Genomic DNA, 25,936 nt, shown 5'->3' on the forward strand with positions numbered 1-25,936 from the left:
ATTTATCTTAATGCTTGATATACAACCAACTTCCTTTTCGTTTGGTTTGGTTATTATTATCAACATACTCAATCACATAGTAATATGTTCCTTGTGGCAATTTCTCAGGTGCTTGTATGGTTACCCTTCCGTTAGAAAGACCTCTGAACGCCTTGGTGGTATTGTTATAGCCTCGTTCTTCAAAGACTTTAACACCCCATCGGTTATAGATTCGCACCGTGTTGTTCGGATACGATTCTATTCCTTTAATATAGAACACATCATTCGAACCGTCATCGTTCACTGATATAGCGTTGTAAGGCGTAATGTCTCCTCCTGCTTCTACATCAACGGTTACGGTTGCCGTTGAGCAATTTCCTGCCGCATCACAAAGCTGGTACACAAAAGTGTCAGTACCAATAAATCCTGAATTCGGCGTATAAGTTACCGTATCATCTGACGGATCATTTGGCGTACCTCCGTCATTGATTTGAACACTTCCGTTGGTTGGGTCAGTAACGATGGTTAGCGTTCCTTGCGTTGGTACGTTTTCATCATTTTCTAACACATTTACAACTGCCGGTTCGTTAATGCCGGTAGTAACCTTATCATCATTTGCTTTTGGCACGCCCAATACACGTACCACCACGTTGGCTACATTGCTGCAATTGCTTGTATTTGCCTGCTCACAAATATGATATGTTAAAGTGTAAACTCCTACCGGAACGTTCGGTTGAACTACCACCAATCCGGTTGTTGTATCAATTTCAATACCTGCCATCGGTGAAGTTGGGTTTGAAATCGTAACGTTTGCCAAGGTTGCCTGTCCGCCATAAAGCGTATCATTTTCTAAAATGGTTGTTGTTACGGTTCCGCCCACACCTTCGTAAATCGGGATAGCGGTAAAGTCATCATCTTGTGCCTTAATCGACTCGGGCGTTACTACAATCGTTGCCGTTGCCGTATCGCAATTGCTCGGATTTAGTTGCTCACAGATTCGGTACACAATGGTGTAAGTTCCTTCCGGTGTATTTGCCGGAACGGTAACATCACCCGTTGTCACATCCAAAGTTGGAACGATTGTGCTTCCGCCGATTCCAACAGCCGGTGTTACTTCACTGATAACTACGTTCGTAGTGGTTGCATCATTGCCTCCCAAAGTGTCTTTTCCGTTACCGTTATCAGAAAGAACATTGCCTACTTTGCCGTTTGAACTTGCTGAGATTTCAAAAGAGTCATCTTGAGCGTCAATTGGCTGAGCCGTTACCACCACTGTGGCAGTAGCCGTATCACAATTGGTCGGATTCAATTTTTCACAAATGCTATACACAATGGTATACGTACCTGCCGGTGTATTTGCCGGAACGGTAACAATACCTGTTGTTGGGTCAAGCGCCGGTACATTAGCACCTGTTGTGTTTGGCGCTGCAGGGGTTACAACGGCCATTGTAACGTCTGAGATTGGCACGTTGTTGCCTCCCAAAGTGTCTGCTCCGTTTGTGTTATCGTCAAGCACGTTTCCTGCTACACCGCCTGCTTGTCCGTCCATTGAGCCAAAACTATCATCTTTGGCATCAATTTGTTGAGTTGTTACGACAACAGTTATCGTAGCCGTATCGCAATTGCTCGGATTTAACTTCTCACAAATGCTATATACAATGGTGTATGTGCCTGCCGGTGTATTCGCCGGAACATTTACATTACCTGTTGTCACATCCAAGGTTGGAACGGTTGTGCTTCCGTTAATTCCGGTTGGCGGAGTTACTTCAGTGATGGTAACATCTGTGGTTGTAGCTGGATTACCTCCTAAAGTATCAGTTCCATTTCCGTTGTTACCAAGCACATTTCCTGCATTTCCGCCTGTTTTTCCATCTACTGACGGCAATGTATCGTCTTTGGCATCAATTGGTTGAGCCGTTACCACAACCGTAGCAGTAGCCGTATCACAATTATTCGGATTCAACTGCTCACAAATGCTATACACAATAGTGTACGTACCTGCCGGTGTATCTGCCGGAACGGTAACCTCACCCGTTGCTGTATTTAAAGTCGGAACTGTTGTGCTTCCGTTAATTCCGGTTGGCGGAGTTACTTCGCTAATGATGACATTTGTCGTTGTTGCCGGATTACTTCCTAAGGTATCCGCTCCGTTACCATTATCGTTAAGTACATTTCCTGCCGAGCCTCCTGCTTTTCCGTTTATCGGAGCAAAAGTATCATCTTTGGCATCAATTGGCTGGGCTGACACTACAACCGTTACCGTGGTTGACTTACAATTTGTCGGATTTAATTTCTCACAAATTTCGTAAGTTAGCGTATACGTTCCCGCAGGTGTATTAGGCGCTACGGTAATGGTTCCGTTTGTATTTGGTGTCAAATTCGTTATCGGAGGAGTTCCCCACGTTAGGGTTACATCTGTCGGATTTAACGGATTTCCGTTCAACGTGTCATTATCAAGAACATTTGGCGTATTACCTCCGGTTGTTCCGCTAATTGGTGTTGTGCTAAAATCGTCTGGGTTTGCCACTAAAGTAGCTTTATCTACCACAACCGTTGCCGTTGCCGTATCACAATTGGTCGGATTCAATTTTTCACAAATGCTATATACAATGGTGTAAGTTCCTTCCGGTGTATTTGCCGGAACGGTAACAACACCTGTTGCAGGGTCAAGCGCCGGTACATTAGCACCTGTCGTATTTGGTGTTGCAGGGGTTACAACGGTCATTGTAACATCTGAAATTGTTACATTATTGCCTCCCAAAGTATCCGCACCGTTTGTGTTATCGTCAAGCACGTTTCCTGCTACGCCGCCTGTGCTTCCTGAAACCGCACCAAAGGTATCATCTTTGGCATCAATCTTATGTGCTATCAATCGAATCGTTGACGTTTTTGTAACTACATTACCAGTATCATCTTTGGCTGTAAATGTAACGGTAACAACACTTGCTGAGCATAAATCTGCAGGCTTAACAGCATCATAATCATTGGTAACTGTGACACTACAAGTGTCAGTAGCCACAGCCTGAGTTAACCAATCTTGAATAGCTGTAGTTGCAGTTACAGATGAACATACAATTGTTAATTCAGCAGGAACTGTTAAATCAGGAGGAGTTGTATCTCCCTGAATAGTCACATTCACATTTATCGATTTAGAACACACTCGTTCTCTAAACACCTCAATATCATCAATTAATATATCATTACCATTGGTTGATGTATTATGTGAACTTATCACAAAGTACAATTCAGTGTTATTTTCTGCATTAATAGCTGGTGTTTCGAAAACTTTCCAGTACTCATCAGCCACAACCGGATCTGATATTTCTTCGCTTTCATAGAGAGGAGTTCCTGTATATTGACTATTATTATAAACAGCTAATTTAATTTTGTAGCTTTCTCCTGATACTTTTAATAAATTAAAACGTGCAAATGAGATTTTTATTTTCTCATTAGGAACTATATTTTCTATTTTTCGAGTGTAAACATTACCTATTCCACCTATTGCTCCTAAATTAACTCCCAAATACCTTCCATTAGGAAGACCTGAATGGTCAGCAGGAGGCGTGTGCCAAGCTCCGCCTTTGTGATCAAAAATACCTGAGTTTGGTTGAGCAATTGAATAAAGTCCATCGTTCATTATATCTTTGTATCCTTGACCATCTGCATAAGTATAACTACTAGCAATAGCCCCCGGGGGGATGGATGCTACCGGATTTCCTGCTCCGAAATCTTCTTTCCAATATTGCTTTTGAGCATCTGAATAACTTACTGTAAACATATAGTTTCCAGTAGGTAAATTAGTAATGGTGGTAGAACTTGCATTTCCTTGTATGTTCTGTGTACCATAGGTAATTGTCCATCCTGTCACAGGCAACCCTTCAAAAATCACGGTACCTGTGGTTGTTGCACATTCCGGATTTATAACTGTATGAGTCGGGTCGGGTAAGGTAGTCGGTTCCGAAACAATGTAAATTGGAAGTGATTCTGACGAACATCCATCTGAATTAGTTACTATAAAATTATAATTACCTGTTGATAAATTATTTATGGTATAAGTTGTTCCATTACCCGATACAGACACTGTTCCGTAAGTAATTGTCCAAGAACCCGTAGGCAAATCGGCAAGCTCTACACTTCCTAAATTCGAAGTACAGGTTGGCTGTGTAACCGTTACCAAGCGAGGTTTGGGTAGTGCTACCACTGAAACATTGACCATCAAAGCGTCACTCGGACATTTACCATTTTCTATTGTCCTCAAATAATATGCCGCCGTTGTAAGTGCATTAGTGTCATTCAGAGGTGTTGTATCTCCTGCGTTGGCATACACCAAAACATTACCTGTATATCGCGCCTTTAAATCTGCTACGGTTCCTGCCACACAGAAACTTTGTTTGGTATCTCCCACTGGTGTACTGGCTTTTTCCAAAATCAATGTTATATCTTGTGCATCACTTTCACATTCATTAGCAGCATTACGTGTATACTTATAGGTTGTACCTGAGGTCAAAACATCAGTATCATTTAGCAACTGTGTTCCGTTATAAACCTTAATAGTGATTCCCGTTCCGGATTCTAATGCTAAGATTTTGGCTTTAAGTTGCGCCACGGTTACGTTACCCGTTGTAATTTCACATAAAGAAACTTCAGATAAAGCACCTCGCGGTGTTTGGTTAGCTGAAACAACAACACTTACTGATGCCCGCAAACTCTCACAACCTCCGTTAGTTGTCGATACATAATACGTTCCGGTAGATAAAACCTGAGCTTCGACAATCGGTGTTCCTCCTTTGGCTGTGGTGTACCACTTATGTCCTGAAGCAATAGTCGGAGTTAAATCGGCTCCGGTTGCCACTTTACAGAACACCAACGGAGATACTGCCGGTGCCGCAGGAGCAGGCGTCAGGGTAACTACAACATCTTGTGTTGCCTCACAACCACCCGTACGACGTACCGTTAATGTATAGGTAAAGGTTGTATTTTGTGTAATATCGGCTCCGGTATAAACAAACGTAGGATTATTTACATCGTCTGCCGACAAGTAACTCATTGCTTGAGCGTTGGTTGAACTCCAACGATACGAAGCATACGATGGTGCTACGGCACTATACCCAAACTGTTGGCTAGCTGTTTGGCAAAGAGTTAAATCGCTTACCAAACCTGTAACTTTTGTAGGTGCCGGCACTGAAACATCTGACATATCACACAAACAATTGTTACCATCAGAAGTTATCTTCATTCGTAATCGGCAAACTTGCTCTTGTGATAATTCAATCATCCCTTGAAGTCCGGTGACTGTTGTATTGGCAGCAAAGGTTTGGTTTGCCAAAGTAATCATACCCAATGAAGCCTCATTATCATCTACCTTACCATTGTTATTGGTATCATCAAACAAAGCTATTTTCAAAGCTCCCGTGTAAGGAATTGTTGAAGTATTCTCAACATCAAACTGTATGGTAAGTTCTTCTTTGTTGTTTTTTGGTTGCGAACTCGCCACTATATTTTTAATTGACAACGATGGTCTATCGGCTTTTACTGCCACTTTTTTAACATCAGAAGTTGCCGTTGTGATATTAGTACAAGCAACACTTCCGGGGCAAGGCACTGAACCTACCGTATCAACGGTATAGTATTCAATATTAACCTCTTTTTCACAGTTGGTAGCCTTCTCACCATCGGGTTGTTTCACGGTAAATTGGTAGGTAAACCAATTATCGTTTGCCATATTTTTAGGTACTTTGATTCGGTACTCGGTTCCACCGGAAGGCAATGCTGTTCCGCTCTCACTTTCAAGCACTACTTCTGCAAGACTGAAAGTTCCTGACTGTGCTTTTGTACTGAACGTACCTGCGACCATTTTAAATCCTTGCGGGATACGTATTACGACTCTGCCTCCATCTTGCGTAGTTGTTCCGGCAGTTGCTGTAATGCTATGTTTGCCCTCGTAAACTGCCCCCGAAGCACAATTATTGGCATCACCACTACTATGTGTAAGAGTATTTATCACTTTGTAGTTTGCTTCTGCTACTCCGTCAATAGATGCCGTAATGGCATTATCACGAGTACCTTCAAGGGCACCGCCACAAGCATTTTTACCCAATACTTCCATACCGAAAGTTGAACCACCACGGAAATCACAATCAGGTTTGATATTTACGCGAACACGGACTTTTCGTTGGTTTTCATCGTTTGTTGAACGTCTTCCAAGAAGCACCTGACCGGTAGGTAACAAATCGTACACAACTGCAGTACCTTCATCACGCGAAGTTAAAACAGTCGGCGATGTGGCATTAAACGGATAGTAAATTTCTACATTGGCAACGGTAACACCAACTTCTTTTGCTATTGATATTTTAGGTTCTACAACATCACTATCTCCACCACTATTAATTTCATATTCATACCAGTTATCGGCACACATATGCAACTTGGCCCGTGTAGGATCCTGTGTGTCTGGATTAGGTGTTATAGTTCGTTTAAGTTGAATTTCACTGCCAGTATGTACTAGCGTAATACTTTTTTCAGAATCTGCCAATCTTGAATCATTTAAACTACTACAAGTTTGGCTTGACCCAGTAGGAAAACTGCTACAATTCCAACCTGAAAGCACTTTCATAGTAGCATTGGAGCAATTAGTCAAACGCACTCTTATTACATATTCCTTCCCTGTCGATGGCAATCCTGTTCCAGACAGATAAAACATTGATTCTCCTGTAATGGTTGCTACTTTACCAATTGCTTGACGTGTAGTTCCAGTGATTTCTTCCAAACTTAAAACCTCTATACCCTGTACATCAGGAATAGACAGCCAAGTGTAAGGAGCTGGTGATAAAGCACTTTTATTAGTGAGCTTCACCCTCACCTCTTGTGCCAAATTACCAACTTCTAATGTAGTATTTCCGCTGACTGATAAAGTAACACCTGGCTTGTTTTCCATCAAAACACGGAAACTTTTTGAATCGTTATATATTGGTGCGTTAGTTCCATCAGATTGTGTTATACCATAATGATAAAAATAATCATAATATTGTAGGTTATTTGTCACACGCCCTCGTTCTTCGTGAACTTCAGGTGAATCACAAGAGCCCACAACTTCTACTCGTAATTGAGCAGAATATGCATTGTGATTTACCAACAATCCGGGAGGCAACTTATAGGTTTTGGTTACGGGGTTATAAGTATTTTGAATGGTGTAGGTTACAAACCCTCCGGATTCAGTTTTTGTATAATCAGATAACGGAATGTTAACCGTGTTGTGGATTGCTACGCCATCTTTATTATATTGTGTTGCATAGAGATAGTAAGTCATAGGATTGGATACCACAAACGTTTTGGGTAAAGTAAATGACATTTGTTTCAACAAACGATCAGGACGGAACTCACCTATAAGCTTGGTATTTGATGATTGTACACGCCGTGCCATAAAGGCTATGTATCCACCTCCTATATTATTTTTTGTACAACCGCTGATTTTTTGTGAATCTCCATTTGAACCATCAAAAGGTGTTGTAAGCGAAGTGTACATCTCAGGAGTTAATGCTGCACCACAATATTGTTCTTTATTTGCAGCATCCAACATATAAAAATACGACGATTGTCCTACCAAACGTTCTTCTGAATTTACTAAATATATTTCATTAATATCACTATATCTACCCACTTGATAAGTTGCTACTACCTCAAAAAGATCTTCAGGTTGTAAGGCACTTCCATTTAAAGCGGGAGTTAAGTTCCACGTGATTTTATTTTGACGTCCAAGTCCAGATCCTGTTCCTACACCATTAATAACCACATTTGCCTCAGTTGGAGTGAGAGTACGAATAGTTCCCGAAAGAGTTCCTGACATAATTTTCACTACAATACTTTTAGGTGCCAACGAAACTCCTTTGTTGGTCGTAAAAGTATAATATAAATTACCAGTTGTACCACGTGCTTGCTTACCGCGTGCGGTAATTTCAATATCATCGTGATGTAGTGAACGTTTCAACATTAAAGGATTAACAGCTTTTAAGGAAACTTTAGTATGACGGGTTTGCATTGTGTGGTCTGTCCAACCCAATGAATTTTCGGCACGCTCACCCGAAGTTTCAATCATAATAGGTCCGTCATTACCACAATTAACCGTACAAATAACCTCTACTGGTTTACTACCACACACCAGTTTAGTAGCACATTGTGCCGATGTACCGTAATCTTCCAGTATATATATTTCATATTGAATAGCATCCGTTACACTATTACCACAATCAGCTTCAAAATCCATAGTAACATAGCCTCTCTTATTATTTTCAGGAGCTAGAATGGTTAATTGATTCCCCGCAAGAACAGAAGACACATCTGGTTGCTTTGAAGGCTCGGTAGCCGGATAACCATCGGCATTATACCACTTAATATTACTCGCTTTGACACCTGTGGGTAAGGTAATCTTGTATTGGATACGCCATTTGGCTATATTTATTCCCGTACTACCAATATCGTGTACATAAAATGCTGAAGAACCAAACAAAAAACGCCCTTCAAGAGCAGAAGCTCCTTTATGTAAGGTTCCTGGCGTAAATGAGCCATCTGTTATATGGTAATATCTTCGGAAAGATCTGTTTTCGTGATAAATAGCACCTGACAAAGGATTAGGCGCACTTCCTCCTATATGGTCGCCACACTTTGTTTGATAGGAAGCATAGCTACTGTAATCATAGTGAAAGTAGTTTGCGTGTGACCCTTGTGATAAATTTGAAGTTACACAACGATCATTTGACTCAGCTGCCGACACATTTTTAACTAAATCATATTCAAGTACAAAAGTAGCACCTGAAGGCAAATCATCAAAAACACCATCCTTATCCAAATCATCCAAACCTTCACCAACTCCATCTGGATCAGAGGTAATTTTACTAAAATCCACTTTGTATATCTTGTCTGGCCCAAGTGCATTAGGAGTTGTTATTGCGGTTAGAGGCAAAGAGGCTACCCCTACTCGGGCATTAGCAGGTTTGAAAAAGGCCTTGTCGTTATCACCTCGATTTTCTCTCAAATATAAACTCAAATCATATATAGCCGAAGCCAAAGTTGTATTTTGACCATAGTTAGTGTATGAAACACGTAAGGTTCCCATTACACCTCCTTCAGCAACACACTGACCACCTTTAACCGTATAATAGGTTTTTTTGTAATCAATATTATCGTGATTAATATTAGGTTTGCTAGTATCTCTTCTGGTAATTTCTATACTCGGAGCTCCTACTTCGGAACTTACTGTACGCAAAGCCTCATTACCTGAATTTTGATACCAAGTATCCTCTGTATCACCTTCACCCCAGTTTACTATATATTTAATTTGTGCATTTTGCACACACCTTGCAGTCACATTATATTTATGGACAAGTGCAATGGGGGTTTGCCCATTTATCAAACCTGCACCTCCATTGTAGGCACTTTTATTGATTTTAAAAATATATTTATTTCCAACATTCGAAATCTGAGGTAATGCCGTACCATTCATTGATACTTCGTTATGTGTTATATTGCTCGGGTACTCAACTACTAAATAAATATCCTGAGCCTTACCATTACCAGAATTTTGTATTGAAAAGTTACTGCTATTTTCCCCCATAACAGCCATATTATTAGCCGTTACATTTGACAAACCTAAAATCGGATAAGCATAGCTATACACTTTGGTTTTTTCTTCCTGAGTAGAGCCACTTTGAGTTATCTGCACTTTATCCTGTAAAACATATGAGGCATCACCGCTCCGAGCCTTTTGGTGTGCTTCAGGAGAAATGAGCTTATCCAACGAAAAATTCACTGTCCCGGAAGCTCCTTTAATTGTAAAGGTTACGGTCGAAGCTGTCTCGGAAATGCTCTCAATAGTTCCCGTACCTGAAGTTTTCGTTAAGGAATTCGGCTTCATCGTAATTCCTTGCGGAAAAGTAATGGTTACATTGGCATCTGCCGCTGTACCAAATTGCACTTGTACGGTTAATTTTCCTAGTTCGTAGTTGTTTTCTACCAAGCCGTAATTGTCTCCTATCGTAACGGTAACCCCATTTGGCGGAAAGGTAACTTGTGCTACCGCCAAACCGGAAACCAAGGAGAAAATTGTCATAAAAATAAAACGCAAGCATTTCATATTCACATATTTAATTATTTTTTCCATAGTGAGTTCTGTTTACTATTAAACACATTGAGACGCAAAAGTATTAATTAATACGGAATTTGCACAACATTTTGTGATTAAATTAACAGTTAAATTTAAAAAAAAATTATGACAAAAATCATAAAACCAACAATTACAACGTTTTAGTAAAAAACGTCCCTTCACTTTTTTTCAAAAAAAAATACTCTAAGATTTCACAATCTTAGAGTATTTTTTAAGCGAATCACAATTCTTTAAAATGATTTCAGAATATCACAACGCTTTTTTTCAGTTTAAATTCCTACTTTGCCATTTTAAGAACATTGCAATTTCATCAATTATTACAAACAACTTATAAACTTTTGATAATCAGTTTTGAATTTTTGATTCAGCTTGAAAAAACAAGCATAAAATTCTGTTTGCCAACAAATTATGCTTCGCCTTTCAAACCAAACAACGGAATGGTATGTTGTTCATTATCCGTAATTGTTCCGTGCGATTGCTCAAAACGCTGAATGTTTTCACCCAAGGCATTGAGCAGACGTTTGGCGTGTTGCGGCGTTAAAATAACGCGACTACGCACCCTCGCCTTCGGCACACCCGGCATAACATTCACAAAATCAACCACAAATTCAGTAGGTGAATGATTAATGATTGCTAAGTTTGAGTACACCCCATCGGCTGTTTTTTCATCTAATTCGATACTCAATTGCCCATCGTTTTCGTGCAAATCGTTCATAAATTACTTCGTTTTTTTCTTTTCGACCGCTTCCATTTCGGCTTTTGAGCCTACCAAAATTTTCTCGTAACGTTTCAAGCCCGTTCCCGCCGGAATTCTGTGACCAACGATTACGTTTTCTTTTAGTCCGTCGAGTCTGTCCACTTTTCCGTTTACAGCCGCTTCGTTCAATACTTTGGTTGTTTCTTGGAACGATGCCGCCGAGATGAACGACTTGGTTTGTAACGAAGCCCGTGTAATACCTTGAAGTACAGGCATTGCCGTTGCAGGAATTACATCGCGGGCAATAACTAAATTCTTATCGGCACGTCTGAGCAATGAATTTTCATCACGCAACTGACGAAGCGAAACAATTTGTCCGGCTTTCAAGGTTTCAGAATCTCCTACATCTTCAACGATTTTCTTACCGAACAACTTATCGTTTTCGTCAATAAAATCATCTTTGTGAACTAACTGACCTTCAAGGAATAAAGTATCACCCGGATCTTGAATTTCAACCTTACGCATCATCTGACGTACAATCACCTCAAAATGCTTGTCGTTAATTTTCACCCCTTGCAAACGATATACCTCTTGCACCTCGTTCACCAAATATTGCTGAACAGCCGAAGGTCCTTTGATGTTCAAAATATCGTCAGGCGTTACCGAACCATCGGAAAGCGGTTTTCCGGCACGCACGTAATCGTTTTCTTGCACCAAAATCTGGCTTGAAAGTTTCACCAAATATTTACGCTCTTCGCCCAAACGCGAGGTAACGATAACTTCCTTATTACCACGTTTGATTTTTCCGAATGAAACCACCCCGTCAATTTCCGAAACGATGGCAGGGTTCGACGGATTTCGTGCTTCGAAAAGCTCAGTAACCCGCGGTAACCCTCCGGTAATATCTCCGGATTTTGCCGAGTTACGCGGAATTTTCACCAACACTTTGCCTTCTTCAATCTTGCTGGCATTCTCCACCATAATGTGAGCGCCCACCGGCAAGGTGTATGAACGCAAAGTTTCTCCGGCTTTGTCCTGAATCAATAAGGTAGGAATCAGCTTTTTATTACGCGACTCCACGATTACTTTCTCTTGGAAACCGGTTTGCTCGTCGATTTCAATTTGGTACGTAACTCCTTGTTCAATACCTTCGTAAGCGATTTTTCCTGAGAATTCAGAAATAATAACCGCGTTATACGGATCCCATTGGAATAACAATTTTCCTTTGGAAATTTCTTCTTTATCTTTTACAAAAATAGTTGCCCCGTACGGAATATCGTGCGTTTGAAGTACCAATCCGGTGCGTGGGTCAAGGATTTTCAACTCGGAAGAACGAACCACTACACTAATCGGGTTGCCTTCGTTGTCTTTTCCTTTTACCGTACGCAAATCGTCGATTTCAAGTACCCCGTCAAAACGTGCTTCGGCTTTGTTTTCTTCGGAAACGTTCCCCGCAACCCCTCCGGCGTGGAAGGTACGAAGCGTAAGCTGTGTTCCCGGCTCACCGATAGATTGTGCTGCCACAACACCCACAGCCTCACCGGTTTGTACCATTTTTCCGGTAGAAAGATTTCGTCCGTAACACTTGGCACAAATTCCGTGTTTCGCCTCACAGGTAAGTGCCGAACGCACTTCAACCATTTCGATAGGAGCTTCGGTGATTTTCGCCACCACTTTCTCGGTAATTTCCTCTCCGGATTTCACCAATAATTCTTCGGTTAGCGGATTGTAAACATCGTGCAACGATACGCGTCCTAAAATACGCTCGCCCAGTGTTTCAACCACTTCTTCGTTTTTCTTCAAGGCACGCACTTCCACACCGCGAAGCGTTCCGCAATCTTCGGTATTGATGATTACGTCTTGCGAAACATCTACCAAACGACGGGTCAAATATCCGGCATCAGCCGTTTTCAAAGCCGTATCCGCCAAACCTTTACGAGCACCGTGCGTTGAAATGAAGTATTCCAAGATGGACAAACCTTCTTTAAAGTTCGACAAAATCGGGTTTTCGATAATCTCGCCCCCGCCTACGGTCGATTTTTTCGGCTTTGCCATCAATCCACGCATACCCGTTAGCTGACGAATCTGCTCTTTTGAACCCCGCGCTCCGGAATCCAACATCATATACACGGAGTTGAACCCTTGCTGGTCGTTACTGATTCGCTTCATTGCCAATTCGGTAAGCTGGGCGTTGGTCGATGTCCAAACGTCAATTACCTGATTGTAACGCTCGTTATTGGTAATCAGACCCATATTATAGTTCATCATAATTCCGTCAACCAAACCGTTGGCTTCGGCAATCATATCGGCTTTTTCTTGCGGAATGATAATATCGCCCAAACTGAACGACAATCCGCCTTGGAAAGCGAATTTATATCCCATATTTTTAATCTTATCCAAGAAATCTGCCGTAACAGGAATGCTTGTTGATTTCAAAATATGCCCGATGATGTCACGCAATGATTTTTTGGTAAGCACCTCGTTGATATAGCCCGCTTCTGCCGGAACTACTTCGTTGAAAAGCACCCGTCCTGTGGTGGTTTCCAACACTTTATATATTGTATTGCCTTCTTCATCTAAATCGCGAACACGCACTTTGATAAAGGCATTCAAACTCAATTTTTTCTCGTTGTAAGCGATATTTACTTCTTCTGCCGAATAGAAAGTCATTCCCTCGCCTTTAATCGGATACTCGGGCGTTGAACGTCTGCCTTTGGTCATATAGTAAAGCCCAAGCACCATATCCTGTGAAGGTACGGTAATTGGCGAACCGTTGGCAGGGTTCAAGATGTTATGCGATGCCAACATCAAAAGTTGTGCCTCCAAAATGGCTTCCGGACCTAAGGGCAAGTGTACCGCCATCTGGTCACCGTCAAAGTCGGCATTAAACGCCGTACACACCAACGGGTGCAACTGAATTGCCTTACCTTCAATAAGTTTCGGCTGGAAGGCTTGAATACCCAAACGGTGCAACGTGGGGGCACGGTTCAAAAGCACCGGATGCCCTTTAATTACGTTTTCTAAAATATCCCAAACAACGGGCTCTTTTTTATCGATGATTTTTTTGGCAGATTTTACCGTTTTCACGATACCACGCTCAATTAACTTACGGATAACGAACGGTTTGTAAAGTTCTGCCGCCATATTTTTCGGAAGTCCGCACTCGTATAATTTAAGTTCAGGACCTACCACGATTACCGAACGTGCCGAGTAATCCACCCGTTTTCCGAGTAGGTTTTGACGGAAACGTCCTTGTTTTCCTTTAAGTGAATCGGAAAGCGATTTGAGCGGACGATTCGATTCGGTTTTTACCGCCGATGATTTACGCGTATTGTCAAACAACGAATCCACAGATTCTTGCAACATCCGTTTTTCATTTCGCAAAATTACTTCGGGGGCTTTGATTTCCATCAATCGCTTCAAACGATTGTTACGGATAATCACACGACGATACAAATCGTTCAAATCGGACGTAGCAAAACGCCCACCATCTAACGGCACTAACGGACGCAATTCAGGCGGAATCACGGGGATTACCTTCATTATCATCCATTCGGGTTTATTTTCGCGATTGTTTTTCGCCTCGCGGAATGCTTCAACCACTTGTAAACGTTTGAGAGCCTCCGTTTTACGTTGTTTTGAACTTTCGTTATTGGCTTTATGACGCAAATCGTACGAAAGCTCGTCCAAATCCAAACGTTGTAGCAAATCTAACAAACACTCTGCTCCCATTTTCGCCACGAACTTGTTGGGGTCGGTATCTTCTAAATACTGATTTTCTACAGGAAGCGACTCCATTATGTTCAGATATTCTTCTTCGGTAAGGAAATCCAACGGCTGAATATCTTCTCCGTCAGGTCCTTTGGCTATACCCGGCTGAATCACCACGTAACGCTCGTAGTAGATAATCATATCTAACTTTTTGGAAGGCAATCCCAACAAATAGCCTATTTTGTTAGGCAACGAACGGAAGTACCAAATGTGAGCGATTGGCACCACCAAATTGATATGCCCCACGCGGTCACGACGTACTTTTTTCTCGGTTACTTCCACCCCGCAACGGTCGCACACAATTCCCTTATAACGAATGCGTTTGTACTTTCCGCAGGCACATTCGTAATCCTTCACAGGACCGAAAATACGCTCGCAGAAAAGCCCGTCACGTTCGGGTTTGTGCGTACGATAGTTGATGGTTTCAGGTTTTAGCACCTCTCCGCGGGAAGCTGCTAAAATAGACTCCGGCGAAGCCAACCCGATAGAAATCTTATCGAATTTTGAAACAGTTGTATTTTTATCTCTTGCCATACTATATGGTTGTAAAAATTTTTTTATTTTTATTTCTTAAACCGAAAATTTATTTGCTAATTTTCTTTACTTAAATTCTTGTGTTACCTCTTCCCATTGCTCAAAATCAAGGGGTTGGTTATTATAAAAAGTGACGAACAGCGGCGTTGTTTCTTCAGCTGCGTCCCAGAAACTTCTGAAATGCCGAAAACCGCTACTCGTATGCAAGCGTACTTCCAACACAAAAGTATCGCCTTGTTCTGCCATTTGCATATAATCAGGTGATTTATCGTCTGTTAGCACAATAAAATCCTCCTCATAAATACCTTCTTGCAAAAAATCTTTTAAGGCTTCGAGCGAAATAGGCTCTTCATTGCGATATGCTGTGTCAATGCGTTTCATTGTTTTTGTTTTAGGTAAAAAATACTTTTTGAAATATCTTACTTACAGGAACTTGCAAATTCGGAAATTTTTCCGATTCAATATTTTGCCCTTCGGTAAAAGGTTTTAATCCTCTATAACGCCCATTTTCGAGCACGTACACCAGTACGCATTTTTCTACCGGAAAAACAACCCAATATTCAAAAACTCCGACTTCTTCATAAATCTGGAATTTACCATCCATTTCTTTTTTAGAATTTCCAGGAGAAAGAATCTCAACAACCAAATCCGGAGCTCCGTGACAACCTTTTTCATCTAATTTTTCAGGGTCGCAAATCACACAAATATCAGGCTGAACCACAGTTGTTTCTTCACCTTTTACGTCTTTTAAAATTACATCAAAAGGAGCAAAAAACAACTCGCATCGTTGGTGATAAAAAAACTTATCTAACTCTCTGTTGATATTCCTCAAAATACGTTGATGAGATGAGGCAGGAGCAGGACTCATCTGAAAAATTTTACCCCGCAACAACTCAACACGCTCTTTGAATTTCCACAGTAAATAATCCGCATAATGATACGTCTTATTTACATCTATTTGATTTATGCTTGTGATTTCCATACCTTATATGTTAAAATATCGAATTCGAAATATCACATTTCCGATAACTCTTCCTGAACTTTTTTAGGCAACCCTTTTACGACCAAATCATACGAATTTACAATCCACGTTTTCAAAAGTTTATGCGGAATTTTCCCGTCAATGCGAATGCTATTCCAATGTTTTTTGTTCATATGCCAACCTGCGGTAACTTCTGCGTATTGCTCCCGAAGTTCAACCGCCTCGTCGGGGTCGCATTTGAGGTTGATAAACTCATTCTTTACAATATTCACCAAACAGAACATTTTTCCTTTGACAGAAAAAACCAAAATTTCATCATCAAACGGAAAGCCTTCTTCCGCTGCTTTTAGTGAGAGACAAAATTCGCGTAATTCTCCAATGTTCATCACAAAATCAAGTTATTGGTTCCGTAAAACTCTCCAAAAAATTACAAAATCTTCAAGTTTTCAATCTTCATAATGCCCGTAAGCAGAAAGAATTTCCACTTGTTTGTCTTCTTCAAAAACTTCGTAAATAAGCCGATGTTTTTTATCAATTCTTCGTGAATAAACTTGCCTTTGCTCAAAACCTTTGAGTGCTTCCACCTGACCTGTTCCAGTTGTAGGAGTTTGTTCAATTTCTTCCAAGAAAGTAAAGATTTTAGCAAGCAACTTTACTTGTCCTGATTTTCTGTGTTTTTGAATGTCTTTTTCCCACTTTTGAGAAAAAACAAGTTGATACACAACCATCACCCTAACAACATTTTTTGTAGTTCATCTTTACTAATTTTCCTTTTCGGACTTTTTGAAGCCTCTTCAATCATCTGATAAAATTCTTTTTTTGACATTTTTGTATCGTCTTGAATTTTTTCAACTTTTATCTTTTTGGCTTTTATTTTTTTCAAAAAAATCTCAAAGAAAGACAAATCTGACTCTTTAATTTCTACGGTAACTCTTGCTGTGCTCATTGGTTTATTGTTTTTACTCTTAATTGACAATCATCGTGTTTTATGAAACGAATTATGCACAACTTGCAAAAAATCAGCAAACTCTGCCAAAGCCTTACGCCTTGGCAAAGTTTCTGAATTTGAGCTTTTTATTCTTCCAAACGAATATCCAAACCAAGCCCTTTGAGTTCGTGCATTAATACGTTGAACGACTCCGGTAAGCCCGGTTCAGGCATCGCCTCACCTTTTACGATTGCCTCGTAAGTTTTAGCACGACCGATAACGTCATCGGATTTTACCGTCAAGATTTCACGCAAGGTGCTGGACGCTCCGTACGCCTCCAACGCCCAAACCTCCATCTCTCCGAAACGCTGACCACCGAACTGTGCCTTACCTCCAAGCGGCTGCTGTGTGATAAGCGAGTACGGTCCGATAGAACGCGCGTGCATCTTGTCGTCAATCATATGCCCGAGTTTAATCATATAGATAACTCCCACAGTTGCAGGCTGGTCAAAACGCTCGCCGGTACCTCCGTCATACAAGTACGTATGTCCGAAACGCGGCACGCCTGCCTTGTCGGTCAGTTCGTTGATTTGCTCCAACGAAGCTCCGTCGAAAATCGGCGTAGCATATTTCTGACCTAATTTTTGACCTGCCCAACCGAGAACTGTTTCGTAAATCTGCCCGATGTTCATACGCGAAGGTACCCCAAGCGGGTTCAGCACGATGTCCACCGGCGTTCCGTCTTCCAAGAAAGGCATATCCTCATCGCGAACAATTCGGGCTACGATACCTTTATTTCCGTGACGACCCGCCATTTTATCACCCACTTTCAACTTACGTTTTTTGGCGATATACACTTTGGCAAGTTTCAAAATACCCGCAGGCAACTCGTCACCCACCGAAATGGTGAATTTATCACGACGCAATGCCCCTTGCAGGTCGTTTAATTTAATTTTATAATTATGTAACAAGTCATCAATCAGGGCGTTAGTTTCTTTTTCATCTGTCCAACCACCCGATACCAAATGTGCGTAATCCTCGATAAGTTCAAGCATTTTAACGGTGAACTTACGCCCTTTGGCAATGATTTCTTCTCCTAAATCGTTGTGAACCCCTTGTGAGGATTTTCCGTCAAGCAAGGTAAATAATTTTTTGATCAATTTCCCTTTAAGCTCCTGGAAATTAGCCTCATACTGAGCTTCCACAACCGCTATATCTTCTTTATCTTTTCCGCGTTTGCGTTTGTCTTTAATAACGCGCGAGAACAATTTTTTGTCGATAACCACCCCGTGAAGCGACGGCGATGCTTTGAGCGATGCGTCTTTCACATCCCCGGCTTTGTCACCGAAGATAGCACGCAATAATTTTTCTTCTGGCGTTGGGTCTGATTCCCCTTTCGGTGTGATTTTTCCGATGAGAATATCACCGGGACGCACTTCCGCACCGATGCGAATCATTCCGTTTTCATCCAAATCTTTGGTGGCATCTTCCGAAACATTCGGGATATCGTTGGTTAGTTCCTCCGCTCCGAGTTTGGTATCGCGCACCTCCAACGAATATTCATCAATATGAATCGAAGTAAAAATATCTTCACGCACCACGCGCTCCGAAATTACAATCGCATCTTCAAAGTTATACCCTTTCCAAGGCATAAACGCCACTTTCATATTTCGACCCAAAGCCAACTCGCCCTGTTGCGTAGCATATCCTTCACAAAGCACTTGTCCTTTGGTTACGCGGTCACCCTTACGAACAATCGGTTTTAGGTTGATACACGTTCCTTGGTTGGTTTTTTGGAATTTGATAAGGTCGTAAACTGTTTCATCTTCGTCAAAACTTACCAATTTTTGGTTTTCGGTTCGGTCGTAAGTGATGATAATTTTATCAGCATCAACGTATTCCACCGTTCCGTCACCTTCGGCATTCATCAGCACACGGGCATCAGAAGCCACACGGCGTTCCAAACCTGTCCCTACAATCGGAGCTTCGGGTTTCAATAACGGCACTGCCTGACGCATCATATTCGAGCCCATCAAAGCACGGTTCGCGTCATCGTGCTCCAAGAAAGGAATAAGCGAAGCCGAAATGGAGGCAATCTGGTTAGGAGCAACGTCAATGAACTCAACTTGGTTCGGCTCAATTACCGGAAAATCTCCGTCTTCTTTCACCACCACACGCTCTTCGGTAATGTTTCCTTTTTCATCAAGACTGATATTTGCCATACCGATTTTCAGACCTTCCTCTTCTTCGGCACTCAAATACGTCATATTTTTCAAATCCACTTTCCCGTCGGTAACTTTATGGTAAGGCGTTTCAATGAAACCCATTCCGTTTACTTTCGAGAATACCGCCAAAGAAGAAATCAAACCGATGTTCGGTCCCTCAGGGGTTTCAATAGGACACAAACGTCCGTAATGCGTATAGTGAACGTCGCGCACCTCAAATCCGGCACGCTCTCTGGACAAACCTCCGGGTCCTAATGCCGATAATCTTCGCTTGTGCGTAATCTCGGCAAGCGGATTGGTTTGATCCATAAATTGCGATAACTGATTCGTTCCGAAAAACGAATTAATCACCGATGAAAGCGTTTTAGCATTAATCAAATCAATTGGCGTAAACACCTCATTATCACGAACATTCATTCGCTCACGAATGGTACGCGCCATACGCGAAAGTCCCACACCAAACTGTGCCGAAAGCTGCTCACCCACCGTACGTACCCGACGGTTTGACAAGTGGTCGATATCATCAACTTCGGCTTTTGAGTTGATAAGCTCAATCAAATATTTAACGATGGTGATAATATCCTCTTTGGTAAGCACTTGCTTTTCCATCGGGATATCCAAACTCAATTTTTTATTGATTCGGTAACGCCCTACATCACCCAAATTATAACGTTGGTCAGAGAAGAACAATTTATCGATGATGCCGCGTGCGGTTTCCTCATCGGGTGGTTCGGCATTACGCAACTGGCGATAAATATGCTCCACCGCCTCTTTTTCAGAGTTGGTTGGGTCTTTCTGCAACGTATTATGAATAATGGTGTAGTCGGTTGCTTGACTATCTTCTTTATGCAGAAGGATGGTTTTAACGTCGGCTTCGAGAATTTCTTCAATATTATCTTTGTCAAGGGTGGTGTCCCTGTCTAAAATAATCTCGTTACGTTCGATGGAAACTACCTCGCCGGTGTCTTCATCTACGAAATCTTCGTGCCAAGTGTTCAGCACACGAGCCGCCAAACGACGCCCGATGTACTTTTTCAAACCGGTTTTTGAAACTTTGATTTCTTCTGCTAAATCAAAGATTTCCAATATATCTTTATCCCGCTCAAAACCAATCGCACGGAAAAGTGTTGTTACGGGAAGTTTTTTCTTTCTGTCAATGTACGCATACATCACATTGTTGATGTCTGTTGCGAATTCAATCCACGAACCTTTAAAAGGAATAATTCTCGCGGAATAGAGTTTTGTTCCGTTGGCGTGGAACGACTGCCCAAAGAAAACACCAGGCGAACGATGCAATTGCGAAACAATCACACGCTCAGCACCATTGATAACGAACGTACCACTGGCAGTCATATAAGGCACCGTACCCAAATACACGTCTTGCACGATAGTTTCAAAGTCTTCGTGCTCAGGGTCAGTGCAATACAGCTTCAATCTTGCTTTGAGTGGCACGCTATACGTAAGTCCGCGTTCGATACACTCTTGAATGGTGTAACGGGGCGGGTCGATGAAATAGTCGAGAAACTCAAGCACAAACTGATTACGAGTATCTGTTATCGGAAAATTTTCCTTAAATGTGTTGTACAAACCTTCATTGCCTCTTTCATCGGATTTGGTTTCCAACTGAAAGAAATCTTGAAACGATTTGATTTGAATATCCAAAAAATCGGGATAATCAGGGGTGTGTTTTACGGAAGCAAAATTTACTCTTGCGGTCTGATTCGTAAGCATTTACTTTATAGTTTAATTTTTAAGTCAAAAGTCAACCCAACTTGTGAAATTCAGCGGTGAAAATCAAAAAAGCGGTTAGTTGCCAGTCGTTAATCAAAAATCTTCTCAAAAAAAATGAAAAGCAGTTCAGATGTAATTTTCTGAAAATTCGTTGGTAAAAACGAAGTTCAAAACTAACAAGAAGAAAAAAAACAAAGTGTTGATAATCAAACACTCAAATAATATTTTCTTATAACTTATTAATAAGGAACGATATTATACGCAAAATGGTTTAGGTCTATTTCTTGTCAGAATAGACCTAAACCTTATATGTCAAGCTTTGTAAAATTATTTCAATTCTACTTCAGCTCCTGCTTCTTCTAAAGATTTTTTAAGACCTTCAGCCTCGTCTTTAGATACTCCTTCTTTAATTTTTGAAGGCGCTCCGTCAACTACTTCTTTTGCTTCTTTAAGACCAAGACCTGTTAACTCTTTAACCAATTTAACCACAGCTAATTTGTTAGCTCCTGCTGATTTCAAGAATACATCGAATTCAGTTTTTTCAGCAGCGGCTTCGCCACCACCTGCCGGACCTGCTGCTACTGCTACTGCTGCTGCAGCCGGCTCAATCCCGTACTCGTCTTTCAAAATTTGAGCAAGCTCATTAACTTCTTTAACTGTTAAGTTTACTAATTGTTCTGCGAAATTTTTTAAATCTGCCATTTCTATCGTTTTTTTTAGTTTGTTTATTAATTAAATTTGTGCGTTTTCTGTTTATTTTTCAGATAAAGTTTTGATGATTCCTGCCAGTTTTCCACCTCCTGATTTAAGAGCTGAAACAACGTTTTTAGCAGGCGATTGCAACAATCCGATGATTTCGCCGATAAGCTCTTCTCTTGATTTGATTGATGCCAAGGTTTCCAACTGATCAGCTCCAACGAAGATAGCTTCTTCAATGAAAGCGCCTTTCAAAACCAATTTATCTGATTTTTTTCTGAATTCCTTGATGAGTTTTGCAGGAGCATTTCCTACTTCTGAAAACATCAAAGTACTGTTTCCTTTAAGAACTGACGGTAAATCACCAAATTCTTTCTCAGAAGCCTCCATTGCTTTTGCAAGCAAGGTATTTTTAACAACTGCCAATTTTATGTTTGCCTTAAAACAAGCTCTACGCAAGTTTGTTGTTTCTTCGGCATTCAAACCAGTTAGGTCCGTTACATAAATAATGTTATTTTCAGCTAACTGTGCAGTCAAATTTTCTATCACTAATGATTTTTCTTCTCTTGTCATAATTTTCTTTTTAAACTACCAATTAAACTGATTTTGTATCCACGGGCACACTGGGGCTCATTGTAGTTGATACATAGATTGATTTCACGTATTGCCCTTTTGCAGCAGTGGGTTTTAGCTTTATCAATGTCTGGATAAGCTCGCTCGCGTTATCAACGATTTGCTCTTTGGTGAACGAAATTTTGCCGATAGCTGCGTGAACGATACCTGTTTTATCAACACGGAAATCAATTTTACCTGATTTCACCTCTTGAACAGCCTTACCAACTTCCATCGTTACCGTACCTGTTTTGGGGTTGGGCATCAAACCACGAGGTCCTAAAATACGCCCGAGTGGTCCTAATTTACCCATAACACTTGGCATTGTAACAATCACGTCAACGTCTGTCCAACCATCTTTAATTTTTTGTAGATACTCGTCTAACCCTACGTAGTCAGCTCCGGCAGCTTTCGCCTCAGCTTCTTTATCGGGAGTAACTAACGCAAGTACTTTCACGTCTTTTCCGGTTCCGTGCGGCAAGGTCACTACCCCACGCACCATTTGGTTTGCTTTACGAGGGTCTACTCCCAAACGCACCGCAATATCCACCGAAGCGTCAAATTTCGTATACGTAATTTCTTTTAATAATGCAGAAGCCTCACTTAGCGAGTACAACTTATTGTAATCAACCTTTGATAAAGCCTCTTTGTGTTTCTTTGTCAATTTTGCCATAATTTTTCAGATTAAAAAGGTTTATCACCGGTTACTGTTATACCCATTGAACGCGCCGTACCGGCAACCATTTTCATTGCTGATTCGATGGTAAATGCATTCAAATCAGGCATTTTGTCCTCAGCAATTGCTTTTACTTGCTCCCAAGTAATGCTTGCTACTTTTTTACGGTTGGGTTGCCCTGAACCTCCTTTAACCTTAGCGGCTTCCAACAGCTGAACTGCAGCAGGTGCGGTTTTAATAACAAAATCAAATGATTTGTCTTTGTAAACTGTGATAACAACCGGAATTACCTTCCCTTGTTTGTCCTGTGTACGAGCATTGAACTGCTTACAGAACTCCATAATGTTAACACCGGCAGCACCTAATGCGGGTCCAATTGGCGGCGACGGATTCGCTTGACCTCCCCGAGCTTGTAGTTTAACTACTTTACTAATTTCTTTTGCCATTGTTTATTATTAATTATTAACTTAATTGAACACTAAACTCAAAAAAGCCAAAAGACCTTATCACATTTTGGCAAGGGCTTCCGACTTTCAGACCTTATTGCTCTTTTTATACTTTTTCTACTTGCATATAACTCAATTCCAATGGCGTTTTCCTTCCAAAAATCTTAACCATTACTTCAAGTTTACGCTTCTCTTCGTTCACTTTTTCGATAGTTCCGTTAAATCCATTGAAAGGACCATCAACAACGCGAACAGTTTCACCAATTTCAAACGGAATTGCTACGGTTTCTACATTTTCAGCGAGTTCATCAACTTGCCCTAACATCCGATTTACATCCGACTTACGAAGCGGAAGCGGATCACCGCCCTTAACTTCACTTAAAAAACCTACAACTCCCGGAATTGATTTGATAATGTGTATAACCTCCCCGCCAAGGTTCGCTTTTACCATTACGTACCCCGGCATATGAACTTTCTCCTTGTTTACTTTTTTCCCGTTACGAATTTGAACAACTTTTTCAGTAGGCACCAAAACCTCCTCTACATAGTCGGCATATCCCAACCGAGAGGTTTCATTTTCTATATAGTTTTTTACCTTATTTTCTTGCCCCGTAACGGCTTTAACAACGTACCACTTCTTCTCTAATACTCCTGACATTATCAATATTTGTTACTTCACAAAGTTAAAATACAGAGCCATTATCCATTCAAAGAAAGAATCCATACCCCAAATAACAAGCGAAAAAAGAATTGAAAAAACCACTACAATAACCATCTCACGCTGTGCTTCAGCTAAGGTTGGCCAAGTAACGTGATTTTTCAGTTCTTCATAAGATTCTTTAATATAATTTACCATCACATTATCTTTTTTGCACGGGTGGAGGGATTCGAACCCCCATCAACGGTTTTGGAGACCGCTATTCTACCCTTGAACTACACCCGTCTTTCAGAAAGAAGTTTTGAGACAAACTCAAAACTTCTTTTCTTTATATAATTTTAAACCGACTTAGTTTGCAAAATTAGTCAAGAATTTCAGTTACCTGACCTGCACCTACGGTACGACCTCCTTCACGGATAGCAAAACGAAGACCTACGTTAAGCGCAATTGGTTGCAACAACTCAACAGTGATAGTCAAGTTATCACCAGGCATAACCATCTCAACTCCGTCAGGTAATGAAATTGTACCTGTTACGTCAGTTGTACGTACATAGAATTGAGGACGGTATTTATCTTTAAACGGAGTATGACGTCCACCCTCTTCTTTGCTTAGTATATACACCTCAGCTTTGAATTTAGCGTGTGGCTTCACTGAACCCGGTTTACAGATAACCATACCACGTTTGATGTCTTTTTTATCAATACCACGAAGCAATAGACCTACGTTATCTCCAGCCTCTCCACGGTCAAGGATTTTACGGAACATCTCAACCCCTGTAATAGTAGAAGTCAATTTCTCAGCTCCCATACCGATAATCTCAACAGGCTCACCGGTTTTAGCAACCCCTGTTTCGATACGCCCTGTTGCCACGGTTCCACGACCTGTAATAGTAAATACGTCTTCGATTGGCATCAAGAAAGGTTTGTCGATATCACGTGTTGGTAACTCAATCCAGCTATCAACAGCATCCATCAATTTCATTACAGTATCAACCCATTTAGGCTCTCCATTCAATGCTCCCAAAGCAGAACCTTGAACAATAGGTCCGTTATCTCCGTCATAGTCATATGAACTTAAAAGCTCTCTCATTTCAAGCTCAACAAGCTCCAACAATTCAGGGTCATCAACCATATCCACTTTGTTCATAAACACAACGATACGAGGAATACCTACCTGACGCCCTAAAAGGATGTGCTCACGAGTTTGAGGCATCGGACCGTCAGTTGCAGCAACCACAAGGATAGCGCCGTCCATCTGAGCAGCACCGGTAATCATATTCTTAACGTAATCGGCGTGACCAGGACAGTCAACGTGCGCGTAGTGACGAGTAGCTGTTTGATACTCTACGTGTGAAGTGTTGATAGTAATACCACGCTCTTTTTCCTCAGGAGCGTTATCAATTGAATCAAAACTTCTTTGCTCTGAAAGACCAGCATCAGCCAATACTTTTGTAATAGCCGCAGTTAAAGTTGTTTTACCGTGGTCTACGTGTCCAATAGTACCAATATTTAAGTGGGGTTTGGAACGATCAAATGTTTCTTTTGCCATTTTAAATAAATTTTTAAATCTTAGTTATATAATATAGTGTTTAACGTATACAAAACAAGAGCCAATGACGAGATTTGAACTCGTGACCTCTTCCTTACCAAGGAAGCGCTCTACCCCTGAGCTACACCGGCTTATTTTTTTAGTAATCTTAAACTTGCAGAGCGGGAGACGAGGTTCGAACTCGCGACATTCAGCTTGGAAGGCTGACGCTCTACCAACTGAGCTACTCCCGCTTTTTTTGGTGGGAAGAGCAGGATTCGAACCTGCGAAGACATAGTCAGCAGATTTACAGTCTG

General features: G+C 41.2%; 16 protein-coding genes and 3 tRNA genes. All 19 read right to left on the minus strand.

Annotated features, from left to right (window positions below; genetic code table 11):
* Positions 1-7: 7 nt before the first annotated feature.
* The 19 genes from Q4D72_RS06835 to Q4D72_RS06925 all read right to left on the minus strand — a co-directional run bounded on the left by Q4D72_RS06835 (position 8) and on the right by Q4D72_RS06925 (position 25,873).
* On the minus strand, positions 8-10,132 hold the full coding sequence (locus tag Q4D72_RS06835) for a gliding motility-associated C-terminal domain-containing protein (protein ID WP_303076965.1): 10,125 nt from the start codon (positions 10,130-10,132) through the stop codon (positions 8-10).
* A 409-nt stretch (positions 10,133-10,541) separates the two neighbouring features.
* Positions 10,542-10,850, minus strand: a complete 309-nt coding sequence (locus Q4D72_RS06840; protein WP_303076967.1) for a DUF3467 domain-containing protein — start codon at positions 10,848-10,850, stop codon at positions 10,542-10,544.
* A gap of 3 nt (positions 10,851-10,853) precedes the next feature.
* Positions 10,854-15,137, minus strand: coding sequence for a DNA-directed RNA polymerase subunit beta' (gene rpoC, locus Q4D72_RS06845; protein WP_303076968.1), 4,284 nt, complete (start codon positions 15,135-15,137; stop codon positions 10,854-10,856).
* A gap of 66 nt (positions 15,138-15,203) precedes the next feature.
* On the minus strand, positions 15,204-15,518 hold the full coding sequence (locus Q4D72_RS06850) for a hypothetical protein (protein ID WP_303076969.1): 315 nt from the start codon (positions 15,516-15,518) through the stop codon (positions 15,204-15,206).
* A gap of 10 nt (positions 15,519-15,528) precedes the next feature.
* Complete coding sequence (locus Q4D72_RS06855) at positions 15,529-16,119, minus strand: Uma2 family endonuclease (protein WP_303076970.1); 591 nt, start codon at positions 16,117-16,119, stop codon at positions 15,529-15,531.
* Positions 16,120-16,151: 32 nt separating this feature from the next.
* Positions 16,152-16,505: an MmcQ/YjbR family DNA-binding protein gene (locus Q4D72_RS06860; protein ID WP_303076971.1), complete on the minus strand. Its 354-nt coding sequence runs from the start codon at positions 16,503-16,505 to the stop codon at positions 16,152-16,154.
* Positions 16,506-16,565: 60 nt separating this feature from the next.
* Positions 16,566-16,847, minus strand: coding sequence for a Txe/YoeB family addiction module toxin (locus Q4D72_RS06865; protein WP_303076972.1), 282 nt, complete (start codon positions 16,845-16,847; stop codon positions 16,566-16,568).
* On the minus strand, positions 16,847-17,065 hold the full coding sequence (locus tag Q4D72_RS06870) for a hypothetical protein (protein ID WP_303076974.1): 219 nt from the start codon (positions 17,063-17,065) through the stop codon (positions 16,847-16,849). The genes Q4D72_RS06865 and Q4D72_RS06870 overlap by 1 nt, the downstream gene beginning before the upstream one ends.
* 128 nt (positions 17,066-17,193) lie before the next feature.
* Positions 17,194-21,003, minus strand: coding sequence for a DNA-directed RNA polymerase subunit beta (rpoB, locus tag Q4D72_RS06875; RefSeq protein WP_303076976.1), 3,810 nt, complete (start codon positions 21,001-21,003; stop codon positions 17,194-17,196).
* A gap of 327 nt (positions 21,004-21,330) precedes the next feature.
* On the minus strand, positions 21,331-21,705 hold the full coding sequence (gene rplL, locus Q4D72_RS06880; protein ID WP_303076977.1) for a 50S ribosomal protein L7/L12: 375 nt from the start codon (positions 21,703-21,705) through the stop codon (positions 21,331-21,333).
* A 51-nt stretch (positions 21,706-21,756) separates the two neighbouring features.
* Positions 21,757-22,272 carry a 50S ribosomal protein L10 gene (gene rplJ, locus Q4D72_RS06885; RefSeq protein WP_303076979.1) on the minus strand — a complete coding sequence of 172 codons (516 nt, stop codon included), beginning with the start codon at positions 22,270-22,272 and terminating at the stop codon, positions 21,757-21,759.
* A 22-nt stretch (positions 22,273-22,294) separates the two neighbouring features.
* Positions 22,295-22,984: a 50S ribosomal protein L1 gene (gene rplA / locus Q4D72_RS06890; protein ID WP_303076981.1), complete on the minus strand. Its 690-nt coding sequence runs from the start codon at positions 22,982-22,984 to the stop codon at positions 22,295-22,297.
* Positions 22,985-22,995: 11 nt separating this feature from the next.
* Entirely contained in the window at positions 22,996-23,433 is a 438-nt protein-coding gene (rplK, locus tag Q4D72_RS06895) for a 50S ribosomal protein L11 (RefSeq protein WP_303076983.1), read from the minus strand.
* Positions 23,434-23,539: 106 nt separating this feature from the next.
* Positions 23,540-24,091, minus strand: a complete 552-nt coding sequence (gene nusG, locus Q4D72_RS06900; protein ID WP_303076984.1) for a transcription termination/antitermination protein NusG — start codon at positions 24,089-24,091, stop codon at positions 23,540-23,542.
* A gap of 12 nt (positions 24,092-24,103) precedes the next feature.
* Positions 24,104-24,289: a preprotein translocase subunit SecE gene (gene secE, locus Q4D72_RS06905; RefSeq protein ID WP_303076986.1), complete on the minus strand. Its 186-nt coding sequence runs from the start codon at positions 24,287-24,289 to the stop codon at positions 24,104-24,106.
* Positions 24,290-24,305: 16 nt separating this feature from the next.
* Positions 24,306-24,376: transfer RNA gene (locus Q4D72_RS06910), tRNA-Trp, on the minus strand.
* A 76-nt stretch (positions 24,377-24,452) separates the two neighbouring features.
* Complete coding sequence (gene tuf / locus Q4D72_RS06915) at positions 24,453-25,640, minus strand: elongation factor Tu (protein WP_303076988.1); 1,188 nt, start codon at positions 25,638-25,640, stop codon at positions 24,453-24,455.
* 59 nt (positions 25,641-25,699) lie between these two features.
* A tRNA-Thr gene (locus Q4D72_RS06920) sits at positions 25,700-25,771 on the minus strand.
* 29 nt (positions 25,772-25,800) lie between these two features.
* Positions 25,801-25,873, minus strand: a tRNA-Gly gene (locus Q4D72_RS06925).
* Positions 25,874-25,936: the final 63 nt, after the last annotated feature.

This window comes from Capnocytophaga sp., from assembly GCF_030532915.1.
In the GTDB taxonomy this organism is placed as follows: domain Bacteria; phylum Bacteroidota; class Bacteroidia; order Flavobacteriales; family Flavobacteriaceae; genus Capnocytophaga.

Excerpts from the sequence above, each read along its gene's own strand:
- Q4D72_RS06835 (WP_303076965.1), bottom strand. The coding sequence starts at position 10,132 with ATGGAAAAAATAATTAAATATGTGAATATGAAATGCTTGCGTTTTATT.
- Q4D72_RS06840 (WP_303076967.1), bottom strand. The coding sequence starts at position 10,850 with ATGAACGATTTGCACGAAAACGATGGGCAATTGAGTATCGAATTAGAT.
- rpoC (WP_303076968.1), bottom strand. The coding sequence starts at position 15,137 with ATGGCAAGAGATAAAAATACAACTGTTTCAAAATTCGATAAGATTTCT.
- Q4D72_RS06850 (WP_303076969.1), bottom strand. The coding sequence starts at position 15,518 with ATGAAACGCATTGACACAGCATATCGCAATGAAGAGCCTATTTCGCTC.
- Q4D72_RS06855 (WP_303076970.1), bottom strand. The coding sequence starts at position 16,119 with ATGGAAATCACAAGCATAAATCAAATAGATGTAAATAAGACGTATCAT.
- Q4D72_RS06860 (WP_303076971.1), bottom strand. The coding sequence starts at position 16,505 with ATGAACATTGGAGAATTACGCGAATTTTGTCTCTCACTAAAAGCAGCG.
- Q4D72_RS06865 (WP_303076972.1), bottom strand. The coding sequence starts at position 16,847 with ATGGTTGTGTATCAACTTGTTTTTTCTCAAAAGTGGGAAAAAGACATT.
- Q4D72_RS06870 (WP_303076974.1), bottom strand. The coding sequence starts at position 17,065 with ATGAGCACAGCAAGAGTTACCGTAGAAATTAAAGAGTCAGATTTGTCT.
- rpoB (WP_303076976.1), bottom strand. The coding sequence starts at position 21,003 with ATGCTTACGAATCAGACCGCAAGAGTAAATTTTGCTTCCGTAAAACAC.
- rplL (WP_303076977.1), bottom strand. The coding sequence starts at position 21,705 with ATGGCAGATTTAAAAAATTTCGCAGAACAATTAGTAAACTTAACAGTT.
- rplJ (WP_303076979.1), bottom strand. The coding sequence starts at position 22,272 with ATGACAAGAGAAGAAAAATCATTAGTGATAGAAAATTTGACTGCACAG.
- rplA (WP_303076981.1), bottom strand. The coding sequence starts at position 22,984 with ATGGCAAAATTGACAAAGAAACACAAAGAGGCTTTATCAAAGGTTGAT.
- rplK (WP_303076983.1), bottom strand. The coding sequence starts at position 23,433 with ATGGCAAAAGAAATTAGTAAAGTAGTTAAACTACAAGCTCGGGGAGGT.
- nusG (WP_303076984.1), bottom strand. The coding sequence starts at position 24,091 with ATGTCAGGAGTATTAGAGAAGAAGTGGTACGTTGTTAAAGCCGTTACG.
- secE (WP_303076986.1), bottom strand. The coding sequence starts at position 24,289 with ATGGTAAATTATATTAAAGAATCTTATGAAGAACTGAAAAATCACGTT.
- tuf (WP_303076988.1), bottom strand. The coding sequence starts at position 25,640 with ATGGCAAAAGAAACATTTGATCGTTCCAAACCCCACTTAAATATTGGT.